Here is a 15755-nt window from a genome sequence, read left to right as displayed (position 1 = left end):
TGACGGGACGCACGAGGGGGAGGGGACGCGGCGGACGTGAAGGACGACAGGCTGCGCAACGACGAGAGCTACGAGGCGCTGCTGGCCGGCATGGGGCTGGAGCCCCTGGGCACGTGGTGGCTTCCGGGGATACGGAAGGCCGCCACGGCACGCCGGCTGCTGGACGCCGCGGACGGCGGAGGCGAACCGGCGGCGGGCCCCGCCGAGGCGGCCGGACTCGTGCTCGGCGGCGGCCGCGAGTTCCTGCTCGCCTTCGCCGGCCCCCATGCCCCGGGCGGCTGCATGGGCGGCGCGTGGCGGCGGGTCCGGATCCTCGCCGGCGACCCGGTGCGGGCCCTTGCCGGGTTGCTCGACGGGGCGGACCCCGACCCGCGCGGGCTGCTGCTGTCCGCGACGGACGGCGGGACCTTCGCCGGGACGGTGTCCGGCGAGGGCGGAGTCCCACGGCTGCTCGTCCTGACCCGGGTCGGCGCGCGGATCGACGCGGCGGCCGAGGCCGTGGCCCGGGAGAGCGCCGAAGAGAGCGCGGCGGTCTGGGACGCTTTCCCGGCCGCACCCGATCCGGCCCCGGCCGTCCTCGACGCCTGGAAGGACGCCCTCGCGTCGAACCCGCACACCCCGCAGGCCGTACGCCGCGAACTGATCCGCCGCTCCCCGAGGCAGCTGCCGCGCCTCCCGGCGGACGAGCTCGTGGAGGTGGCCCTGACGCACTCGGATCCGAAGGTCAGGCTCCACGCGGTCGAGCTGCGACCGCCCCTGACTCCCGCCCACTGGACCCGGCTGTTCCGCGCCGCGGACACCGAACGGGAACGCCGGTTCCTCGCCCTGCTCGCCGCCGAACAGCGGGCCGTGCTGGAAGAGGAGGCCTACGCCCTGCTGGTGGCCGATCCGTCCACCCGTGTCCGGGCCGAGGCCGCCACGCTGCCCGGCCTGCCGCCACGGCACGCCGCCGCCCTGACGGAGGATCCCGACCCCGGAGTCCGGGCGTCGGCCTGCTCGTCGGCCTGGCCGGCCCTCTCGGCCGAGCGGCGTGAGGCACTGCTCGCAGATCAGGCCCCCGGCGTACGGAAGCAGGCGCTGCTGCGGCACCACGAGCACGAGCCGCTGCCCCGGGAGGTCTACGTACGGGAGGAGCCGGGGGAGTACGCCGTCGAACACTGCCGCCTCGCCCCCGACCTCGTCGAGCACCTCCTCGCGACCGGCGACGCCCGACTGCGCGGGGCGCTCGCCGCCAACCCCCGCCTCGACGCGCGGACGGTGGCCCGGCTCGCCGAGGACACCGACGACGGAGTCCGGCACACGGTCTCGATCCGCGCGGACCTCACCGAGGAGCAGCGGGCCGCGATCCCCGTGGACATCGGTCCCGGCGACCGCTCGTCCCCCCTGCCCTGGGTCACGGAGCTCCACGACGACCCGGAGGCCATGCGGCGCCTCGCCGCCTCCTCCCACGCCCTCGTGCGCCGGAGCGTGGCCCGGGCCCGGCGGCTCCCGTCGGACGTGGTCCGGCGCCTGGCCTGGGACCCGGACCGGGTCGTACAGCTGTTCCTCGCCGAGTCCTGCGACGACGCCCCCGCCGAGATGCTGCTGCGGGTGTGGACCTGGTGGACGGGGAGCATGTCGAGCCCCGGACGCCCCCGCACGCACCCCAACTTCCCCCGGGAAGGCATGCTGCGGTACGCGGACGACCCGCACGGCCGGATGCGCCGGCTCGCCCTCGACGACCCGCTCGCACCCGCCGAGCTCGTCGCCCGGTTCGCCGCGGACCGCGACCCGGAGGTGCGCCACCGGGCCGCCGAGGACCCGCGCCTGCCCGTCGCCGACGCGGTCCGCATGACCGAGGACCCCGAGGACTCCGTACGCTGGACCGTCCTGCAACTCCGGCACCTTCCGGCCGGTGTGCTCGCGGCGCGGCTGCGCGACCCCGACACGGCCTGGGCCGCCGCCCGCAACCCGGGCATCCCGTCCCATGTGCTCCTCGGCATGGCGGCGAGGGTCATGCGGGAGCCGGACACCCCTGGGGCACGGTGAACCTAGGGCACGGTGAAGAGGACCTTGTCCCCGTCCCAGGAGGGGTTCGCCCGTTTGAGCGTGGCCCTGACGCCGGCTCCGAGCTGGAGGTCCAGGCCGTTGGTCGACTTCACCTTGGCCAGGACGGCGGGGTCGGCCAGGAACACCCTGCCCTCGCGCGGCCTGCCCCACTCGGCGTCGGTGTCGATGACCGCGGCGTCGAACACCTCGCCCACGCGGTGCATGAGCATCGCGGCCTCGGCCAGGTCCACGGTCTGCCGGTCCGCCAGGTTGCCCTTTCCCCGTGCCGTGTCGCACGGGATGCAGTACAGGGCGTCGAGCACCCAGCCTGGCGGGGCCTTGTCCGAGCACGCCGCCACGCACAGCTCACCGGTGTACCGGTCGACCAGGCGCCGCAGCGGAGCGGTGCAATGGGCGTACGGGGCCGCGATCGCCGCGTGCATCGTGTACGCCGGCTTCTGGCCGTCGCGGAAGACCGTGTACTCCGACCTGAGCATCGTGCCGGTGGCCTCGCTGAGGAAGGCCATGTGCCGCTGGTTGCCGGGATCGAGCTTGCGGACCAGCGTCGCGTACGAGATGCCGGGCCGCCAGACGATGCCCAGGGCCTTCGCGATGTCGTGCAGGCGCTTGACCACGTTCTGATCGGCCTGCTCCTTCTGGGTCCGCAGGATCCCGGTACCGGTGTCGAGCATGATCTGTGCCGCGGACATGCCGGTCATCAGGGAGATCTGCTCGTTCCAGCCCTCCACCGGAAGCGTCGCCACGTAGCTCAGCTGCAACGCTCCGTCTTTGAGGGTGACCTCCTGGTCCGGCAGGTTCACCGAGATGCCGCCGCGCGCGATCTCGACGGCCTCCCGCAGCTTGCCGATCTCGCGCAGCAGGAGGAGGGACTCCGGGGCCGTGCCGTTCTCGATGGCCCGCTGGGCGCCCGCGTAGTCGTACTGGGCCTGGCTGCGGACCATGGCCCGGCTCACGGACGAGTCGGTCAGGTTGCCGTGGGCGTCGAGGTCGTGCTGCCACAGCAGGGCGGGGCGGTCCTGGTTCGGCAGCAGGCTGGCCGCGCCCTCGGAGAGGACGGGCGGGTGCAGGGGCACCTTGAGGTCGGGGAAGTACAGCGTCTCGATCCGGTCGTGCGCCTCGACGTCCAGCGGGCTGCCGAACCCGACGAAGGCCGCCACGTCCGAGATCGCGTAGTACACGCGGTATCCGCCGCCGGGCCGCCGCTCCAGGTGCATGGCCTGGTCGAGGTCCTTCGAGGTCGGCGGGTCGATCGTGAACAACGGCAGGTGCCTTGCGTCCTTGTCGGGCAGGCTCGGCGCGGCCGCGGCGTTGTCGGCCGCTCTGAGTACGCGCTTGGGGAAGGCGAGGGGGACCTTCAGCTCCGTCCGAAGTTCCACCAGCGCGGCGCGCAGGGTCTCCAGGGCATCGTCGGACAGGTGCATCGGGCGGCGTCTCATGCCCCGAGCGTAGGACGGCGGTCACGGACCGGCACGGTGAGCGGGTCCGGGTGGGGGAGGCCCGTCCGGGCGGGGGGAGACCCGTCCGGACGGGGGCGACGGGGGCCGGTGCTCAGGGCTGGGGGAGGTCCTTGACGAAGACGATCCCGTCGCTGCCCGCCAAGTGGGCCGGGTCGAAGGGGGCGTAGCCGAACCACGGGGAGACGCGGGGCGCGGGCGGTGTCTCCCCGAGGGCGGTGGCCAGCCGACGGGCGTCGACGACGCACCGGTCCTCCGTGAGCGCGTACAGGATTCCTTCGACGGTGTCCGGCGGCGGCGCGTCCACGCCCCGGTGCCGGATCGTGCCGAGGGCCGTGGCCACGAAGGCGTACTCCCCGCCCAGGTGCGCGCTCGCGACGGCCCCGGCGCTCCACCACTCCAGCGGGATGTCGCCCAGCCGCATGCTGCTCCTCTCTCGCTGGAGGTGGGAGTTGTGGGCGTGGACGAGCACCGGGCCCCGGTCGGCGAGGGCGAGGAGGTTGCGGGCCATCATCCGGCCCCGCAGGCCAACCAGCCGGGTCAGGCGGGCCGGTGAGGCGTCGGCCATCCAGTGGTGGTACCGCAGCAGGCCGGTCGCGGTGCGCCCGTACAGGCACGCGCGGTCCCAGTCGTCCCGCGACGTCGAGGCGATCAGGTGCGGAGTCTGCTCGTCGAGCAGCGCCACCAGATCGTCGGCGAGCAGCCCCAGCTCCGCCGCCTCGGGCGACTGCCCCGCGGACCGGGCCGGGTCCATCATCGCCCCGGGCTCGGTCCACCGGCCGTCGGCGCCGAGCAGGCGGTCGAGGGTGTCCGCGGTGCACGGGAGCAGCCCCGGGCCGACGTGGTCGGCCAGGTAGCCGTGGAGTGCGGTGAGGGCCTGCCGGGGACTCGCGGCGCCGGTGATCTCGAGCGGGCCGTCGACCCCGGCGAAGCGGATCCGCTCGGAGGCGGGGCGCCCCTCGTTGTGGGCGCGCATCCAGCGCACCAGCTCCCGGTTGGCCGCTGAGGCGCCCCAGCCGTGGCTGATGCCCCGCTCCACGACCTCGTCGAGGGCGCCCGTGCCGGAGGTGACGTACTCGTCCACGATCAGGCCCGCCAGGCAGTCGCTCTCGATCGCGATCGTCCGGTAGCCCTCCTCCTCGACGAGCTGTCGGAACAGCGCGTTGCGCAGTTCGAGGAGGGAGTCCTCGCCGTGCGTGGGCTCGCCCAGCGCGAGCACCCGGGGCCGGGCCGGGAGCAGCCCCAACACGGAGGCGGCATCGAAGGGATGGACGGTGTCCTGGATGTCTTTGACCATGGCTTCAACGCTATCGTTGAACCTTCGGTTGAGACTTTTCGGCGATCTGGGCGGGGCTGTGATGCGAAACCCTCAAAACGGCAGGCAGCTCAGGCCGATCGATCTGGCCCGTGGACACGGTCTGTCCACACAGGCCGTCAGGAACTACGAAGAGGCCGGCATCCTCCCGCCCGCCGACCGGACGGCGCACGGCTACCGCACCTACACACCGCTGCACGCGCGGGCCCTGGACGCGTTCCTCGCCCTGGTCCCCGGCCACGGCCACCGCACGGCCACGTCGGTCATGCGGGCCGTGAACGAGGGCGAGACCGACGAGGCGCTCCGCCTCATCGACGAGAGCCACGCCCGGCTGCTCGACGACCGGCGGACCCTCCAGGCGGTGGAGCGGGCCCTGCGCGACCTGCCGCCCGCCGCCGGGTCCGACCCGGGCACGGCGCAGGGCGGGCCCCGCGGCGTGTTCGTCGGGGCGTTGGCGGCAGAGCTCGGGATCCGGCCCGCGACCCTGCGCAAATGGGAGCGCGCCGGGCTGGTGCACCCGCGCCGCGACCCGCTCACCGGGTACCGCGTCTACGACGCGGCGGACGTACGGGATGCCAGGCTGGTCCACCAGCTCAGGCGCGGCGGCCATCTGCTGGAGCAGATCGCCCCGCTGATCGCCCAAGTGCGGGCGGCGGGCGGGCTGGAGCCCCTCGAAGCCGTACTGGGCGGCTGGCGCGACCGGCTGACCGTGCGCGGGCGGGCGATGCTGACCGGCGCCGCGGAACTGGAGGCGTACCTCCGCGAGCGGGGCTGAGAGAGGGAAAACAGAAAAACGAGGAGCCGTCCGCTCCTCGCCACTATCAACCTATAGCGCACCGGGGGGCTTGTGGCAAGGCCCCCTTCCCGTCGCACAATCGTCGGCCTCAACCGGATACCCGCGGAAATGTGGTCTTGATGATTGACGTGATCGTTGTGGGCGCAGGCCCCACCGGCCTGATGCTCGCCGCCGAACTGCGGCTGCACGGCGTGGGGGTGGTCGTGCTGGAAAGGGACACGGAGCCGACCGGGATCGTCCGCGCCCTCGGCCTGCACGCCCGCAGCATCGAGGTGATGGACCAGCGCGGCCTGCTCGACCGGTTCCTCGCGCTCGGCAAGCAGTACCCGGTCGGCGGGTTCTTCGCCGGCATCGCGAAATCCGCGCCGGCGCACCTGGACACGGCGCATCCGTACACCCTCGGCATTCCGCAGCCCGTCACCGACCGCCTGCTGACCGAACGCGCCACCGAACTCGGAGCCGATATCCGGCGCGGCAGCGAACTCGTCGCCGTGAGTCAGGACGAGCAGGCGGTGACCGCGGAGCTGGCCGACGGCACGCGGCTGCGCTCGCGCTACCTCGTCGGCTGCGACGGCGGCCGCAGCACGGTCCGCAAGCTGATCGGCGTCGGCTTCCCCGGCGAGCCCAGCCGGGTCGACACGCTGCTGGGCGAGGTGGAGCTGACCGCGCCGCCGGAGGAAATCGCCGCCGTGATGGCCGAAGTACGCAAAACCCAGCTGCGTTTCGGCGCCGGGCCCCTCGGCGACGGGCTGTACCGCGTCGTCGCGCCCGCCGAAGGGGTGGCCGAGGACCGCACGGTCCCGCCGACCCTGGAGGAGCTGAAGCAGCAGCTGCGGGCCACCGCCGGGACCGACTTCGGGGCGCACTCGCCGCACTGGCTGTCCCGCTTCGGGGACGCCACCCGGCTGGCCGAGCGCTACCGGACCGGCCGGGTGCTGCTGGCCGGCGACGCGGCGCACATCCACACACCGGCCGGCGGGCAGGGCCTCAACCTCGGTATCCAGGACGCCTTCAACCTCGGATGGAAACTGGCCGCCGAGGTGGCCGGCTGGGCGCCGGACGGGCTGTTGGACAGCTACCACACCGAACGGCACCCGGTGGCCGCGTCCGTCCTGGACAACACCCGCGCGCAGTGGGAGCTGATGTCCCTCGAACCGGGAGCGCGGGCCGTACGCCGACTGCTCACGGAACTCATGGAGTTCGAGGACGTGAACCGGTACCTGACCGAGAAGATCATCGCGATCGGCGTCCGCTACGACTTCGGCGAGGGCCATGAACTGCTCGGCCTGCGGATGCGGGACGTGGAGCTGAAGCGGGGACGCCTGTACGACCTGATGCACGAAGGCCGCGGACTGCTGCTCGACCGGACGGGGCGGCTCTCGGTGGCGGGCTGGTCCGACCGCGTTGACCACGTCGTCGACGGCAGCGAGGAACTCGACGTGCCCGCCGTGCTGTTGCGGCCGGACGGGCACGTGGCATGGGTCGGAGAGGACCAGCGGGATCTGCTCGGCCACTTGTCGAAGTGGTTCGGATCCGCCGCGCACTGAGCGCGCACACCGGTGTCCCCGGTACATCTCGAGCGGGGTCTCGGACTCCTGCCGCGTGAGGGCCGAGCTGTCCGCTCACCCGGTGAGAGCCGGGGAGAACCACTGGTGGGCTCCACCACCGCGCCGGTCGTGACTGTGGAGGGCAGACACATGGGAGCGGTCCCCGCCCGTCGCGCATGATTCCCGGCATGACAAGCGGAATCACACCCCCGTCCGGCGCGGCCGCAGGCGTCGACCTCTCGGGCCGTACCGCCATGGTGACGGGCGCCGGCAGCGGGATCGGCCGGGCCTGTGCCCGGGCGCTCGCCGCCGCCGGCGCGTTCGTCCACGTGATCGACCTCGATGCCGGGGCGGCCGAATCGGTCGCCGGTTCCGTCGGGGGGCGGGCCCACGTCGTCGACCTCGCCGAGGGCCCGCTCCTGGCGGAGCTCCCCACCGACATCGACATCCTGGTCAACAACGCGGGACTCCAGCACGTCGCGCCGCTGGACGAGTTCCCGATCGAGCGGTTCGAACTCCTCCAGCGGGTGATGGTCCGGGCCCCGTTCCTCCTGATCCGCCGGACCCTGCCGCACATGTACACACGCGGCTGGGGCCGCATCGTCAACATCTCCAGCGTGCACGGTCTTCGCGCCAGCGCGTTCAAGGCCGGATACGTGACCGCCAAGCACGCCGTCGAGGGGCTGAGCAAGGTCGCGGCCCTCGAAGGCGCCCCGCACGGGGTCACCAGCAACTGCGTCAACCCCGGTTACGTCCGTACCCCCTTGGTGGAGCGCCAGATCGCCGCCCAGGCCGCGGCCCACGCCATCGACCCGGAACAGGTCGTCGGCGAGGTGCTGCTCAGCCGCTCCTCGATCAAGCGGCTGATCGAACCGGAGGAGGTCGCCGACGTCGTCGTATGGCTCTGCGGCCCGCACACCGGCTACATCACCGGGGCGTCCGTCCCCGTCGACGGGGGCTGGAGCGCCGCCTGACCGCCGGGAACGTCAGTGGCCGTTCGCGTCACCGCCCTCGCGGCGCCGGCGCCGGCGTGCGCCGAGGGCCCCCGCCAGACCGATCAAGCCACCCGTTATGGCGCCGGACACGAGGATGCGCAGAAAGTCTTCCATCGGACGGTTCCCCTCTGAGTCGGATTCACCGGGGACACTAGCGACGCGCGGACGGCCTGGCTTGGACAAATCTGCCCTCGGCCCTCACAGGGCGACGGCCCCCTCCGCGAGGCGGGCGGCGGCCAGCCGGCCGGGGGTGGTGCCGGCCAGCGCGCGGAACTCGCGGTTGAGGTGGGCCTGGTCGTAGAAGCCGCAGGCGGCGGTGACTTCGGTGGGGTTCGCACCCCCGCGGGTGAGCAGCCCGACCGCCCGGTGGAAGCGCAGCACCCGCGCGGACATCTTCGGCGTCAGACCGACCTGTTCGGTGAATCGCCGTACCAAGTGGCCTTGGCTCCAACCCACTTCGGCCGCGATCCGACCGACCGGGACCGCCCCGCCGGCACGGGACAGCAGCCGCCACGCGTGGACCACCTCGGGCGCGGGCAGCGGCCCCCGCGCGAGCCGGGCCGACAAGGCGGTGTCGAGCAGGTCGAACCGGGCCGACCAGTCACCGGTGGCGGCCAACCGCTCCACCAGCACCCCGGATTCGGGGCCGAGGACATCGCGCAGCTCGACCACCCTGTTGGTCAGCTCGCCCATCGGCACGGCGAACAGCCGATAGGCCCCCAGCGGGGTCAGCTCCAGCCGGATCGCCTCCTGCCCGCCGGGATGGTCACACACCCGGTACCCGTCCTCGAGGCCCGCGACCAGCGAGCCCGTCACCTGGCCCGCCGGACTCGCCTCCGCCGGCCGGCTGATCCGGGCGAACGGCTCACCCAGGCTGATCACCACGACGGCTCGCCCCGTGGGCACCAGTCGCACCCGGTAGGGCGAGGCCGCCGCCTCCCAGTAGCCGGCGTAGCTGTGCAGGACCGGGCGCAGTTGGGGAGGCCAGGGCCGGGTGACCCGCCAACGGTCACCCACCCGGGTCACCTCGAGTCCCCGACCTGCCACGCCCGTCCTCGCGGCCACCGGCATGTCCCTCTCCCTCCCTCCCGCGCCCGGCTCCTGCGGTACGTCCCGTTCCTCAGCGCCAGGAGGGATGGCCCTCGCCGGAGGTGCCGGTGGTGAGCATGCGCTCGCCGGTCCCGTCGGCACGTACGGCCCAGATCACCGGCTTCTCGTACGGGCCCCGGACGAAGGCCACCCAGGTGCCGTCCACGGACCAGGTCGGGTCCATTTCGTGGGCGCCGGTGGCGGCCAGTGCGCGGTCCTGCGTGCCGTCGGCGTTCACGAGGCGGATGTCGCCCTGGGTGGCCTTGCCGTAGGCACCCGCGGTGTAGGCGAAGGTCTTGCCGTCCGGGGACCACACCGGGTCGAGTGCCGGATGGGGCAGCCGGGTCACCTGCTCGGGAGAGCGGTTGGGGGCGGCGGGATCGACCAGGTGGATCTGCCAGTTCTCGGGATCCGTCTGCAGACAGACCGCGACGTGCTTGCCGTCCGGGGACCACGCGGGGTCCTCGACCTGGCCCGTTCCGAAGGTGAGCTGCCGGGCGGAGCCGTCGGCGACGGTGACCTCGAACAGCTGCTGTACGCCGTCCTTCTTGCGCAGTACCGCGAGCCGGCGGCCGTCCGGCGACCAGGACACCCGGCCGCCGGCGATGGGGCCGACCCGTCGGGCGTTCGATCCGTCGGCGTCGGCGGTCCAGACGGCCGTGCCCTCGGAGCCGGTGCGGATGAACGCGAACGACTTGCGGTCGGGGGACCACTGGGGCAGCACGTCGCACGTGCCGCCCGAGACGAGCTGGACGGGTGTGTCCGTCGCGGGGTCCCGGCGGGAGATGACACCGTGACAGGTCGCCGGGAAGCCCGGGGCGGTGTCCTGGCGGATGAGCAGGGGGTCCGTCGGGAGCGGGGCGGGGCCGGAGGCCGAACCGGTGGGTGTCGGGGCTCCGGACTTGCCGCCGTCACCGGCGGAACCGGGACCGTCCCAGGGCTGCCACACGAACAGGCCGGCGGCCGCGAGGGCGAGTACGAGCGCCGCCGCGAGCACCGCGGGGCGCCGCCGGGACCGCTGCGCGTCGTCCGGCTCCGGCACCGCCGTGCCCTCCCCGGGGGCGGGGTCGGGGGCCGGGGTGTCCACGGTCGGGGTGTCCCGGACCCGGGGGTCCGGGGCAGCGGTGTCCGGGGCAGCGGTGTCGGGGGCAGGGGTCTTCCGGACCAGGGCGTTCAGGGCTCGGGGGTCCAGGATCGGGGTGTTTCCGTCCGAGGCGTTCAGGGCTCGGGGGTCCAGAATCGGGGTGTTTCCGTCCGAGGCGTTCAGGGCTCGGGGGTCCAGGACCGGGGTGTTTCCGTCCGAGGCGTTCAGGGCTCGGGGGTCCAGGACCGGGGTGTTCCCGGCCGAGGCGTCCAGGGCCCGGGGGTCCAGGACCGGGGTGTTGCCAGCCGAGGCGTCCAGGGCCTGAGTGTCCTGTGTGGTGGGTCGTGCGGTGGGCTCCTGCCGGGGGAGCAGTTGCGTGGCCTCGTCCGGCAGCCAGCCGCCGACGGCCGGGTGGCGGACGGTCAGGCTGCTCAGGAAGCCGGTGGGTGTGGGGCGGTCGTCCGGGTCCTTGGACAGGCAGGCACCGATGAGTCCGCGGAGTTCGCCGGGAACGGCGGTCAGGTTCGGTTCCTCGTGGACGACCATGTAGTGCCGGGCCGCGGACGGACCCTCGCCGAACGGGGAGCCGCCCGCCGCCTGTGTGAGTACGACTCCCAGCGCGAACATGTCGACCGCGGGGGTCACGGTGCCGCCGGTGAGCTGCTCGGGTGCCAGGAACCCCGGCGTGCCGATCTGCAGGCCCGTCTGTGTCAGGGCGGTTCCGTCCAGCGCCCGCGCGATGCCGAAGTCGATCACGCGCGGCCCGTCCTCCGCGACGATGATGTTCGCCGGCTTGAGGTCGCGATGGATGACTCCCACCCGGTGGATCGCCTCGAGCGCCTCGGCCAGGCCGGCCGCCAGGACGGTGAGCGTGTCCAGCGGCAGCGATCCCACGTGCGCGAGCACCGCTTGCAGGGTGGGGCCGGGTACGAAGGCGGTGACCAGCCAGGCCGGATCGCCGTCCGGGTCGGCGTCGACGACCGGTGCGGTGTGGAAGCCGCCCACCCGCCGTGACGCCGCCACCTCGTCGGCGAACCGCCGCTTGAAGCCCGGCTCGCTGCACAGCTCCGGGCGTACGACCTTGACGGCCACCGCACGGCCGGACTGGGACCGGCCCATGTAGACCACGCCCATGCCCCCCTGCCCGAGCCGTCCCAGCAGCCGGTAGCGGCCCTCGCCGACCGAGGTGGGATCGCCCGCTTCGAGCGGCTTCATGGGTTCCCCGTTTCACACGTTGAGCAATGAACAGCCTCTCCCTACCCGTCGCGCCGCATGGCAGTCAAGCGCGGTCCACGCAGTGACGTGGGCGATTGGTCCGGTTCGTTCCTGAGCCGACCCTGCGGGCTTCCTTAAGAGACCTTGAAGAAGGCCTCCAGGCGGCTCTTTTGGCTGGTCACAGCCCTAGGCTCGGTCGGACCCGTTCACCCCCTCCCCTCTGAGGTGCCACAGGCATGAGCCGCAGCCGAACTCCCGGAACACCGTCCCGCGCCGGGGCGCGACGGAAGAAGAAGGTGCGCACGCGCGTCGTGCTGTCCCTCACCGCGGCGGCCGCCGTGGTCGCGGTCGGGGTCGCGGTGGCCGACTCCGACGGGGGCGGGCGCGCGGACCGGCACGCGGAGGCCGCCGGGAAGGCGTACCCCGGATCGGCGGGTTCCGCCGGCGAGGGCGCGACGGCGACCCCCTCCGCTTCCCTTCCCGGCGCCTCGGCGTCCGCGACCGGTGCCACGCCGTCCGGAACCCCCGGCGCCGACGCGACGGGATCCGCCGCCCCCGCGAAGTCCGAGGCGCAGCAGAGTCGCCCGGCCGGCTCGGCACCGGCGCCGGCCAGCAAGCCGGCGCGCCCGCCCGCCACGACCGGGGGCGGCGGTTCCGGCGGTTCGGGTGGTTCGAGTGGTTCGGGAGGCTCCTCCGGAGCGTCCGATTCCGAGTCGGCCGTCCTCGCCCTGGTCAACAAGGAGCGGGCCGCGGCGGGCTGCGGTCCCCTGACCACGAACGCCAAACTGAGCGCCGCGGCACGGGCGTACAGCGACACCATGGCCCGCAGCGGAGTCATGTCCCACACCGGACCCGACGGGTCCACCATGACCTCCCGCGTGGAGGACGCCGGATACGGCTGGTCCCGCCTGGGCGAGAACATAGCCCGCGGCCAGGCGGACGCCGACGCCGTCATGGACGCGTGGATGAACAGCTCCGGCCACAGGGCCAACATCCTCAACTGCGGCTTCAAGGAGATCGGCATAGGCGTCCACAAGGGCGACGGCGGTCCCTGGTGGACGCAGGACTTCGGAGCGCCGAAGTAGGCGCCGAACCAACGGTCCCCGCACCGGCCCCGCCTCCCCGCAGCCGGGCGGCACCCGTCCTCCTGACCCGTACGCTGGTCAGGAGGACTTCGGCGTTCCCCGGCCCGGCCGAACCCTCCCCGGGTCGGCCGCGGCCGATCCGGGGGAGGCGGTGACGGGCGGCCCGGAGCGTCGGCCACTATGGGGCCGTGCCAAGAATTCCGCGCTACCTGCTCATATGGCTGTCCTGTACGGCCGCCAGCGTGACCGCCGTGCTCGGCACGGTCCAGTTCGTGGTCGGCTCGACCAGGCATACGCCGCCGGTCGCGCAGTCCGCCCCCATGGTCTTCGACTCGCCGCCGGCGTGGCAGGCGGGGCAGGGCCAGTCGCCGGGCCCGCAGTCCCCGAGCGCGTCCGCCTCCGGCTCGCCCACCGAGACCGCGCGGCCCTCCTCCCCGGCTCCGGCGCCCACCCCCGTGAAGGTCTCGACCGGAACGCCCCGTACGACGGCGCCGAAGCCCTCCGTGGACTGCGAGGGCGGACCGGGCCTGCACACCGTCCCCTCCGAGGGCGGCAAGGCCACCGTGCGCTACGGGAGCCGGGGCGTGTGCCTGATCTCCGCGATCCCCGGCCCCGGATTCAAGGCCACCACGTCCCAGAGCGCGAACGACACCCTGACGGTCACTTTCACCGGCGCGGACCACCGCTCGGTCATCACGGCGACGATCGAGCCGATGGCCAAGGCCAGTGTCCGTGAGACGTCGTTCTGAGTTCTCCTGGTCCCTTTGAAGGGTTTCACCCCCGCGTATGCGCTCTTCTCCCGAGTCCCGGCGAAGCGGAACCTGAGCTGTTCCTTAGGGGAATCTCAAGATCGCGCACACACGGTTCCGGAGGCCCGGAGCGGTCCTATGCTCGCGTCAGCCGAGTGGCCCTCGGCGCCCGGGCGTGACGCCCCGGCGACGACCGGGCCGCCGGTTTCACCGATCCGGGAGGCGTTCCGCCCTTCCCGCAGTCCGAACCGTGCCTTGGGGTGTATCCGCCATGAGTTCTCGCATGCTCCGACCCGCTCTCGTCACCGCGGCCGTGTTCGCCGTCGGGCTGACCGCGGCGTGCGGGCCGTCCTCCCAGTCCGCGGGCGCCTCCGCGCCGGCCGCGGCGGGACAGCCCTCGGAGGCCCCCGCCGCCGACGGCACGACCTCGGCCTCCGCGTCCGCGTCCGCCTCCCCGAGCACCTCGGCCTCCCCGTCGGCGTCGGCCAGTGCCTCGTCCGGTTCCTCTCCGAGCCCCTCGCGCGCCCAGACCCCGGCCGCCGCACCCAAGCCTTCCCGTACGTCCGCCGCGCCGGCCCCGGCGAAGGTCCCCGGGCCCGGCTACGACAGTTCGGCCGATGCGCAGCAACTGATCAACGCGGCCCTGAGCTCGGCCAAGGCCGACGGGAGGATGGTGCTGCTCGACTTCGGCGCCAACTGGTGCGGCAACTGCAAGGCGGCCGACAAGGTGTTCGGCCAGTCGCAGACGGCGGCCCTCCTCGGGGCCTCCTACCACCTGGTCAAGATCGACATCGGGGGCAACAGCTCCGCCAACTCCGCGCTCCTGCGCAAGTACAGCCCCTCGGGCGGCACGTACAAGATGCCCGTCCTAGTCGTCGTCAGCCCGTCCGGGACGGTGAAGGTGGACACCCACGCCACCGGCAACCCCAGCCTGACCTCGGAGGGCATCAACTCCTTCCTGCGCCAGTGGGCGTCATGAGAAGACCCGTTCTGCGGCCCGCCGCCCTGGCGGTCGGCGGGCTGGTCGTGGCGGCCGCGGGCTGCCTCTTCGCGGCCACCGGGAGCGGCGCCCACTCCGGCGCGGCCGATGCCGGCGGCGCGGACGGCGGCGCGGTCAACGCGGCGGCCGCGGCCACGGTCGTCGACTTCGACGCCCGGCCGGCCGCTCCCGCCCTTGCGGGCGAGGACCTGGACGGAAGACCCGTCAGCCTCGACGGGTTCCGCGGCCAGGTCGTCGTGCTCAACGTCTGGGGGTCGTGGTGCGGCCCCTGCCGGGCGGAGGCCGACGACCTGGCGCGGCTCGGCGAGCGGACCCGGGCCCAAGGGGTCCGGTTCCTCGGGATCAACACCCGCGACCGGGACCGCGCGGCCGCACGGTCCTTCGTCAGCGCACACGGTCTCGGTTTCCCCAGCCTCCACGATCCCGACGGCGAGCTCCTGCTGCGCTTCCCTCCCGCGGTCCTCAACCCGCAGACCATCCCCTCCACCCTCGTGATCGACCGCCGCGGACGCATCGCCGTCAGCATCGGGGGAGCCGTCACCGACGAGGAACTGGGGCCGCTGGTCGCGCGCGTGGCGCGGGAGACGTCATGACGGCCCTCGCGGGGGTGCCCCTCGCCGCCGCGGACGCCCCGTCCCTCCTCCACGGGACACTGGCCGTCGCCGCCCCCGTGGCGTTCTTCGCGGGGCTCGTCTCCTTCCTCTCGCCCTGCGTACTGCCGCTGGTGCCGGGCTACCTCAGCTACGTCACGAGCCTGTCGGTCGCCGACCTGGCGGACGCCCGCGGCGGGAGGCGCAGCCGTATGGCGGCCGGTGCGGTGTTGTTCGTCCTGGGCTTCACCACCGTCCTCGTCTCCGGAGGCGCCCTGTTCGGGTACTTCGGCCGTACCCTGCTCGCCCATCAGGACGTGGTCACCCAGGTCCTCGGCGTCTTCACCGTGCTGATGGGGCTGTCCTTCATGGGCTTCCTGCCGGGCTTCACCCAGCGGGAGTTCCGCAGCCACCGGCGACCCGTGCTCGGACTGGCGGGCGCACCCCTGCTCGGGGCGGTGTTCGCGGTCGGCTGGACGCCGTGCATCGGCCCGACGCTGGCCGCCGTACAGGCGCTCGCCTGGAGCGAGGCGAGCGCGGCACGCGGCGCCCTGCTGATGGCCGCCTACTGCCTCGGGCTGGGCCTGCCCTTCGTACTGGCCGCGCTGGCCTTCCGCCGGGCGCTGGGCGCCTTCGGCCTGGTCAAGCGCCACTACCAGTGGGTCCTGCGGCTCGGCGGCGGGATGCTCGTACTCGTCGGCGTGCTGCTGGCCACCGGAGTGTGGAACGACCTCGTCTACCGACTGCAGCTGTGGAGCGCCGACTTCACCGCGGCCTTCTAGCCCCT

Annotated in this window: 13 protein-coding genes; 9 read left to right on the top strand and 4 right to left on the bottom strand. The window is 73.4% G+C overall.

Going from position 1 to position 15755, the window contains the following annotated elements; translation table 11 throughout:
* The first annotated feature begins 36 nt into the window (after nucleotides 1–36).
* Complete coding sequence (locus ACIQ5Y_RS03120; protein WP_403874388.1) at nucleotides 37–2028, top strand: PE-PGRS family protein; 1992 nt, start codon at nucleotides 37–39, stop codon at nucleotides 2026–2028.
* Between the two features lie 2 nt (nucleotides 2029–2030).
* Here the strand turns inward: ACIQ5Y_RS03120 and ACIQ5Y_RS03115 are convergent, their stop codons facing one another.
* Together ACIQ5Y_RS03115 and ACIQ5Y_RS03110 are read right to left on the bottom strand one after the other, a co-directional pair.
* Nucleotides 2031–3485, bottom strand: a complete 1455-nt coding sequence (locus ACIQ5Y_RS03115; protein WP_403874386.1) for an RNB domain-containing ribonuclease — start codon at nucleotides 3483–3485, stop codon at nucleotides 2031–2033.
* Between the two features lie 112 nt (nucleotides 3486–3597).
* Nucleotides 3598–4800, bottom strand: coding sequence for an erythromycin esterase family protein (locus ACIQ5Y_RS03110; protein ID WP_403874384.1), 1203 nt, complete (start codon nucleotides 4798–4800; stop codon nucleotides 3598–3600).
* Nucleotides 4801–4858: 58 nt separating this feature from the next.
* Between ACIQ5Y_RS03110 and ACIQ5Y_RS03105 the strand changes: the two genes are divergently transcribed.
* From ACIQ5Y_RS03105 to ACIQ5Y_RS03095, 3 genes are all read left to right on the top strand, one after another.
* Complete coding sequence (locus tag ACIQ5Y_RS03105; protein ID WP_403874382.1) at nucleotides 4859–5593, top strand: TioE family transcriptional regulator; 735 nt, start codon at nucleotides 4859–4861, stop codon at nucleotides 5591–5593.
* A 140-nt stretch (nucleotides 5594–5733) separates the two neighbouring features.
* The gene (gene rox / locus ACIQ5Y_RS03100) at nucleotides 5734–7161 is read left to right on the top strand and encodes a rifampin monooxygenase (protein WP_403874380.1); all 1428 of its coding nucleotides are present in this window, start codon (nucleotides 5734–5736) and stop codon (nucleotides 7159–7161) included.
* Between the two features lie 188 nt (nucleotides 7162–7349).
* Nucleotides 7350–8135 carry a 3-hydroxybutyrate dehydrogenase gene (locus ACIQ5Y_RS03095; RefSeq protein WP_403874378.1) on the top strand — a complete coding sequence of 262 codons (786 nt, stop codon included), beginning with the start codon at nucleotides 7350–7352 and terminating at the stop codon, nucleotides 8133–8135.
* 219 nt (nucleotides 8136–8354) lie between these two features.
* On the opposite strand, the gene ACIQ5Y_RS03090 is transcribed toward ACIQ5Y_RS03095, so the two are convergent.
* Both ACIQ5Y_RS03090 and ACIQ5Y_RS03085 read right to left on the bottom strand, forming a co-directional pair.
* Nucleotides 8355–9173 (bottom strand): helix-turn-helix domain-containing protein, encoded by an 819-nt coding sequence (locus ACIQ5Y_RS03090; RefSeq protein WP_403874376.1) that lies wholly within the window; start codon nucleotides 9171–9173, stop codon nucleotides 8355–8357.
* Nucleotides 9174–9276: 103 nt separating this feature from the next.
* The gene (locus tag ACIQ5Y_RS03085) at nucleotides 9277–11544 is read right to left on the bottom strand and encodes a protein kinase (RefSeq protein ID WP_403874374.1); all 2268 of its coding nucleotides are present in this window, start codon (nucleotides 11542–11544) and stop codon (nucleotides 9277–9279) included.
* Nucleotides 11545–11780: 236 nt separating this feature from the next.
* Between ACIQ5Y_RS03085 and ACIQ5Y_RS03080 the strand changes: the two genes are divergently transcribed.
* From ACIQ5Y_RS03080 to ACIQ5Y_RS03060, 5 genes are all read left to right on the top strand, one after another.
* The gene (locus ACIQ5Y_RS03080) at nucleotides 11781–12629 is read left to right on the top strand and encodes a CAP domain-containing protein (RefSeq protein WP_403874372.1); all 849 of its coding nucleotides are present in this window, start codon (nucleotides 11781–11783) and stop codon (nucleotides 12627–12629) included.
* A gap of 188 nt (nucleotides 12630–12817) precedes the next feature.
* Nucleotides 12818–13378: a hypothetical protein gene (locus ACIQ5Y_RS03075; protein WP_403874370.1), complete on the top strand. Its 561-nt coding sequence runs from the start codon at nucleotides 12818–12820 to the stop codon at nucleotides 13376–13378.
* 283 nt (nucleotides 13379–13661) lie between these two features.
* On the top strand, nucleotides 13662–14357 hold the full coding sequence (locus tag ACIQ5Y_RS03070; RefSeq protein ID WP_403874368.1) for a thioredoxin family protein: 696 nt from the start codon (nucleotides 13662–13664) through the stop codon (nucleotides 14355–14357).
* A complete protein-coding gene (locus ACIQ5Y_RS03065; RefSeq protein ID WP_403874366.1) occupies nucleotides 14354–14971 on the top strand; it encodes a TlpA disulfide reductase family protein in 618 nt (205 codons plus the stop codon). Before ACIQ5Y_RS03070 ends, ACIQ5Y_RS03065 begins: the two co-directional genes overlap by 4 nt.
* The gene (locus ACIQ5Y_RS03060) at nucleotides 14968–15750 is read left to right on the top strand and encodes a cytochrome c biogenesis CcdA family protein (protein ID WP_403874364.1); all 783 of its coding nucleotides are present in this window, start codon (nucleotides 14968–14970) and stop codon (nucleotides 15748–15750) included. The genes ACIQ5Y_RS03065 and ACIQ5Y_RS03060 overlap by 4 nt, the downstream gene beginning before the upstream one ends.
* Nucleotides 15751–15755 lie beyond the last annotated feature (5 nt).

It is taken from the genome of Streptomyces sp. NPDC096339 (genome assembly GCF_044762985.1).
Lineage (GTDB): Bacteria > Actinomycetota > Actinomycetes > Streptomycetales > Streptomycetaceae > Streptomyces.
This window is presented reverse-complemented; position numbering and strand designations above follow the sequence as displayed.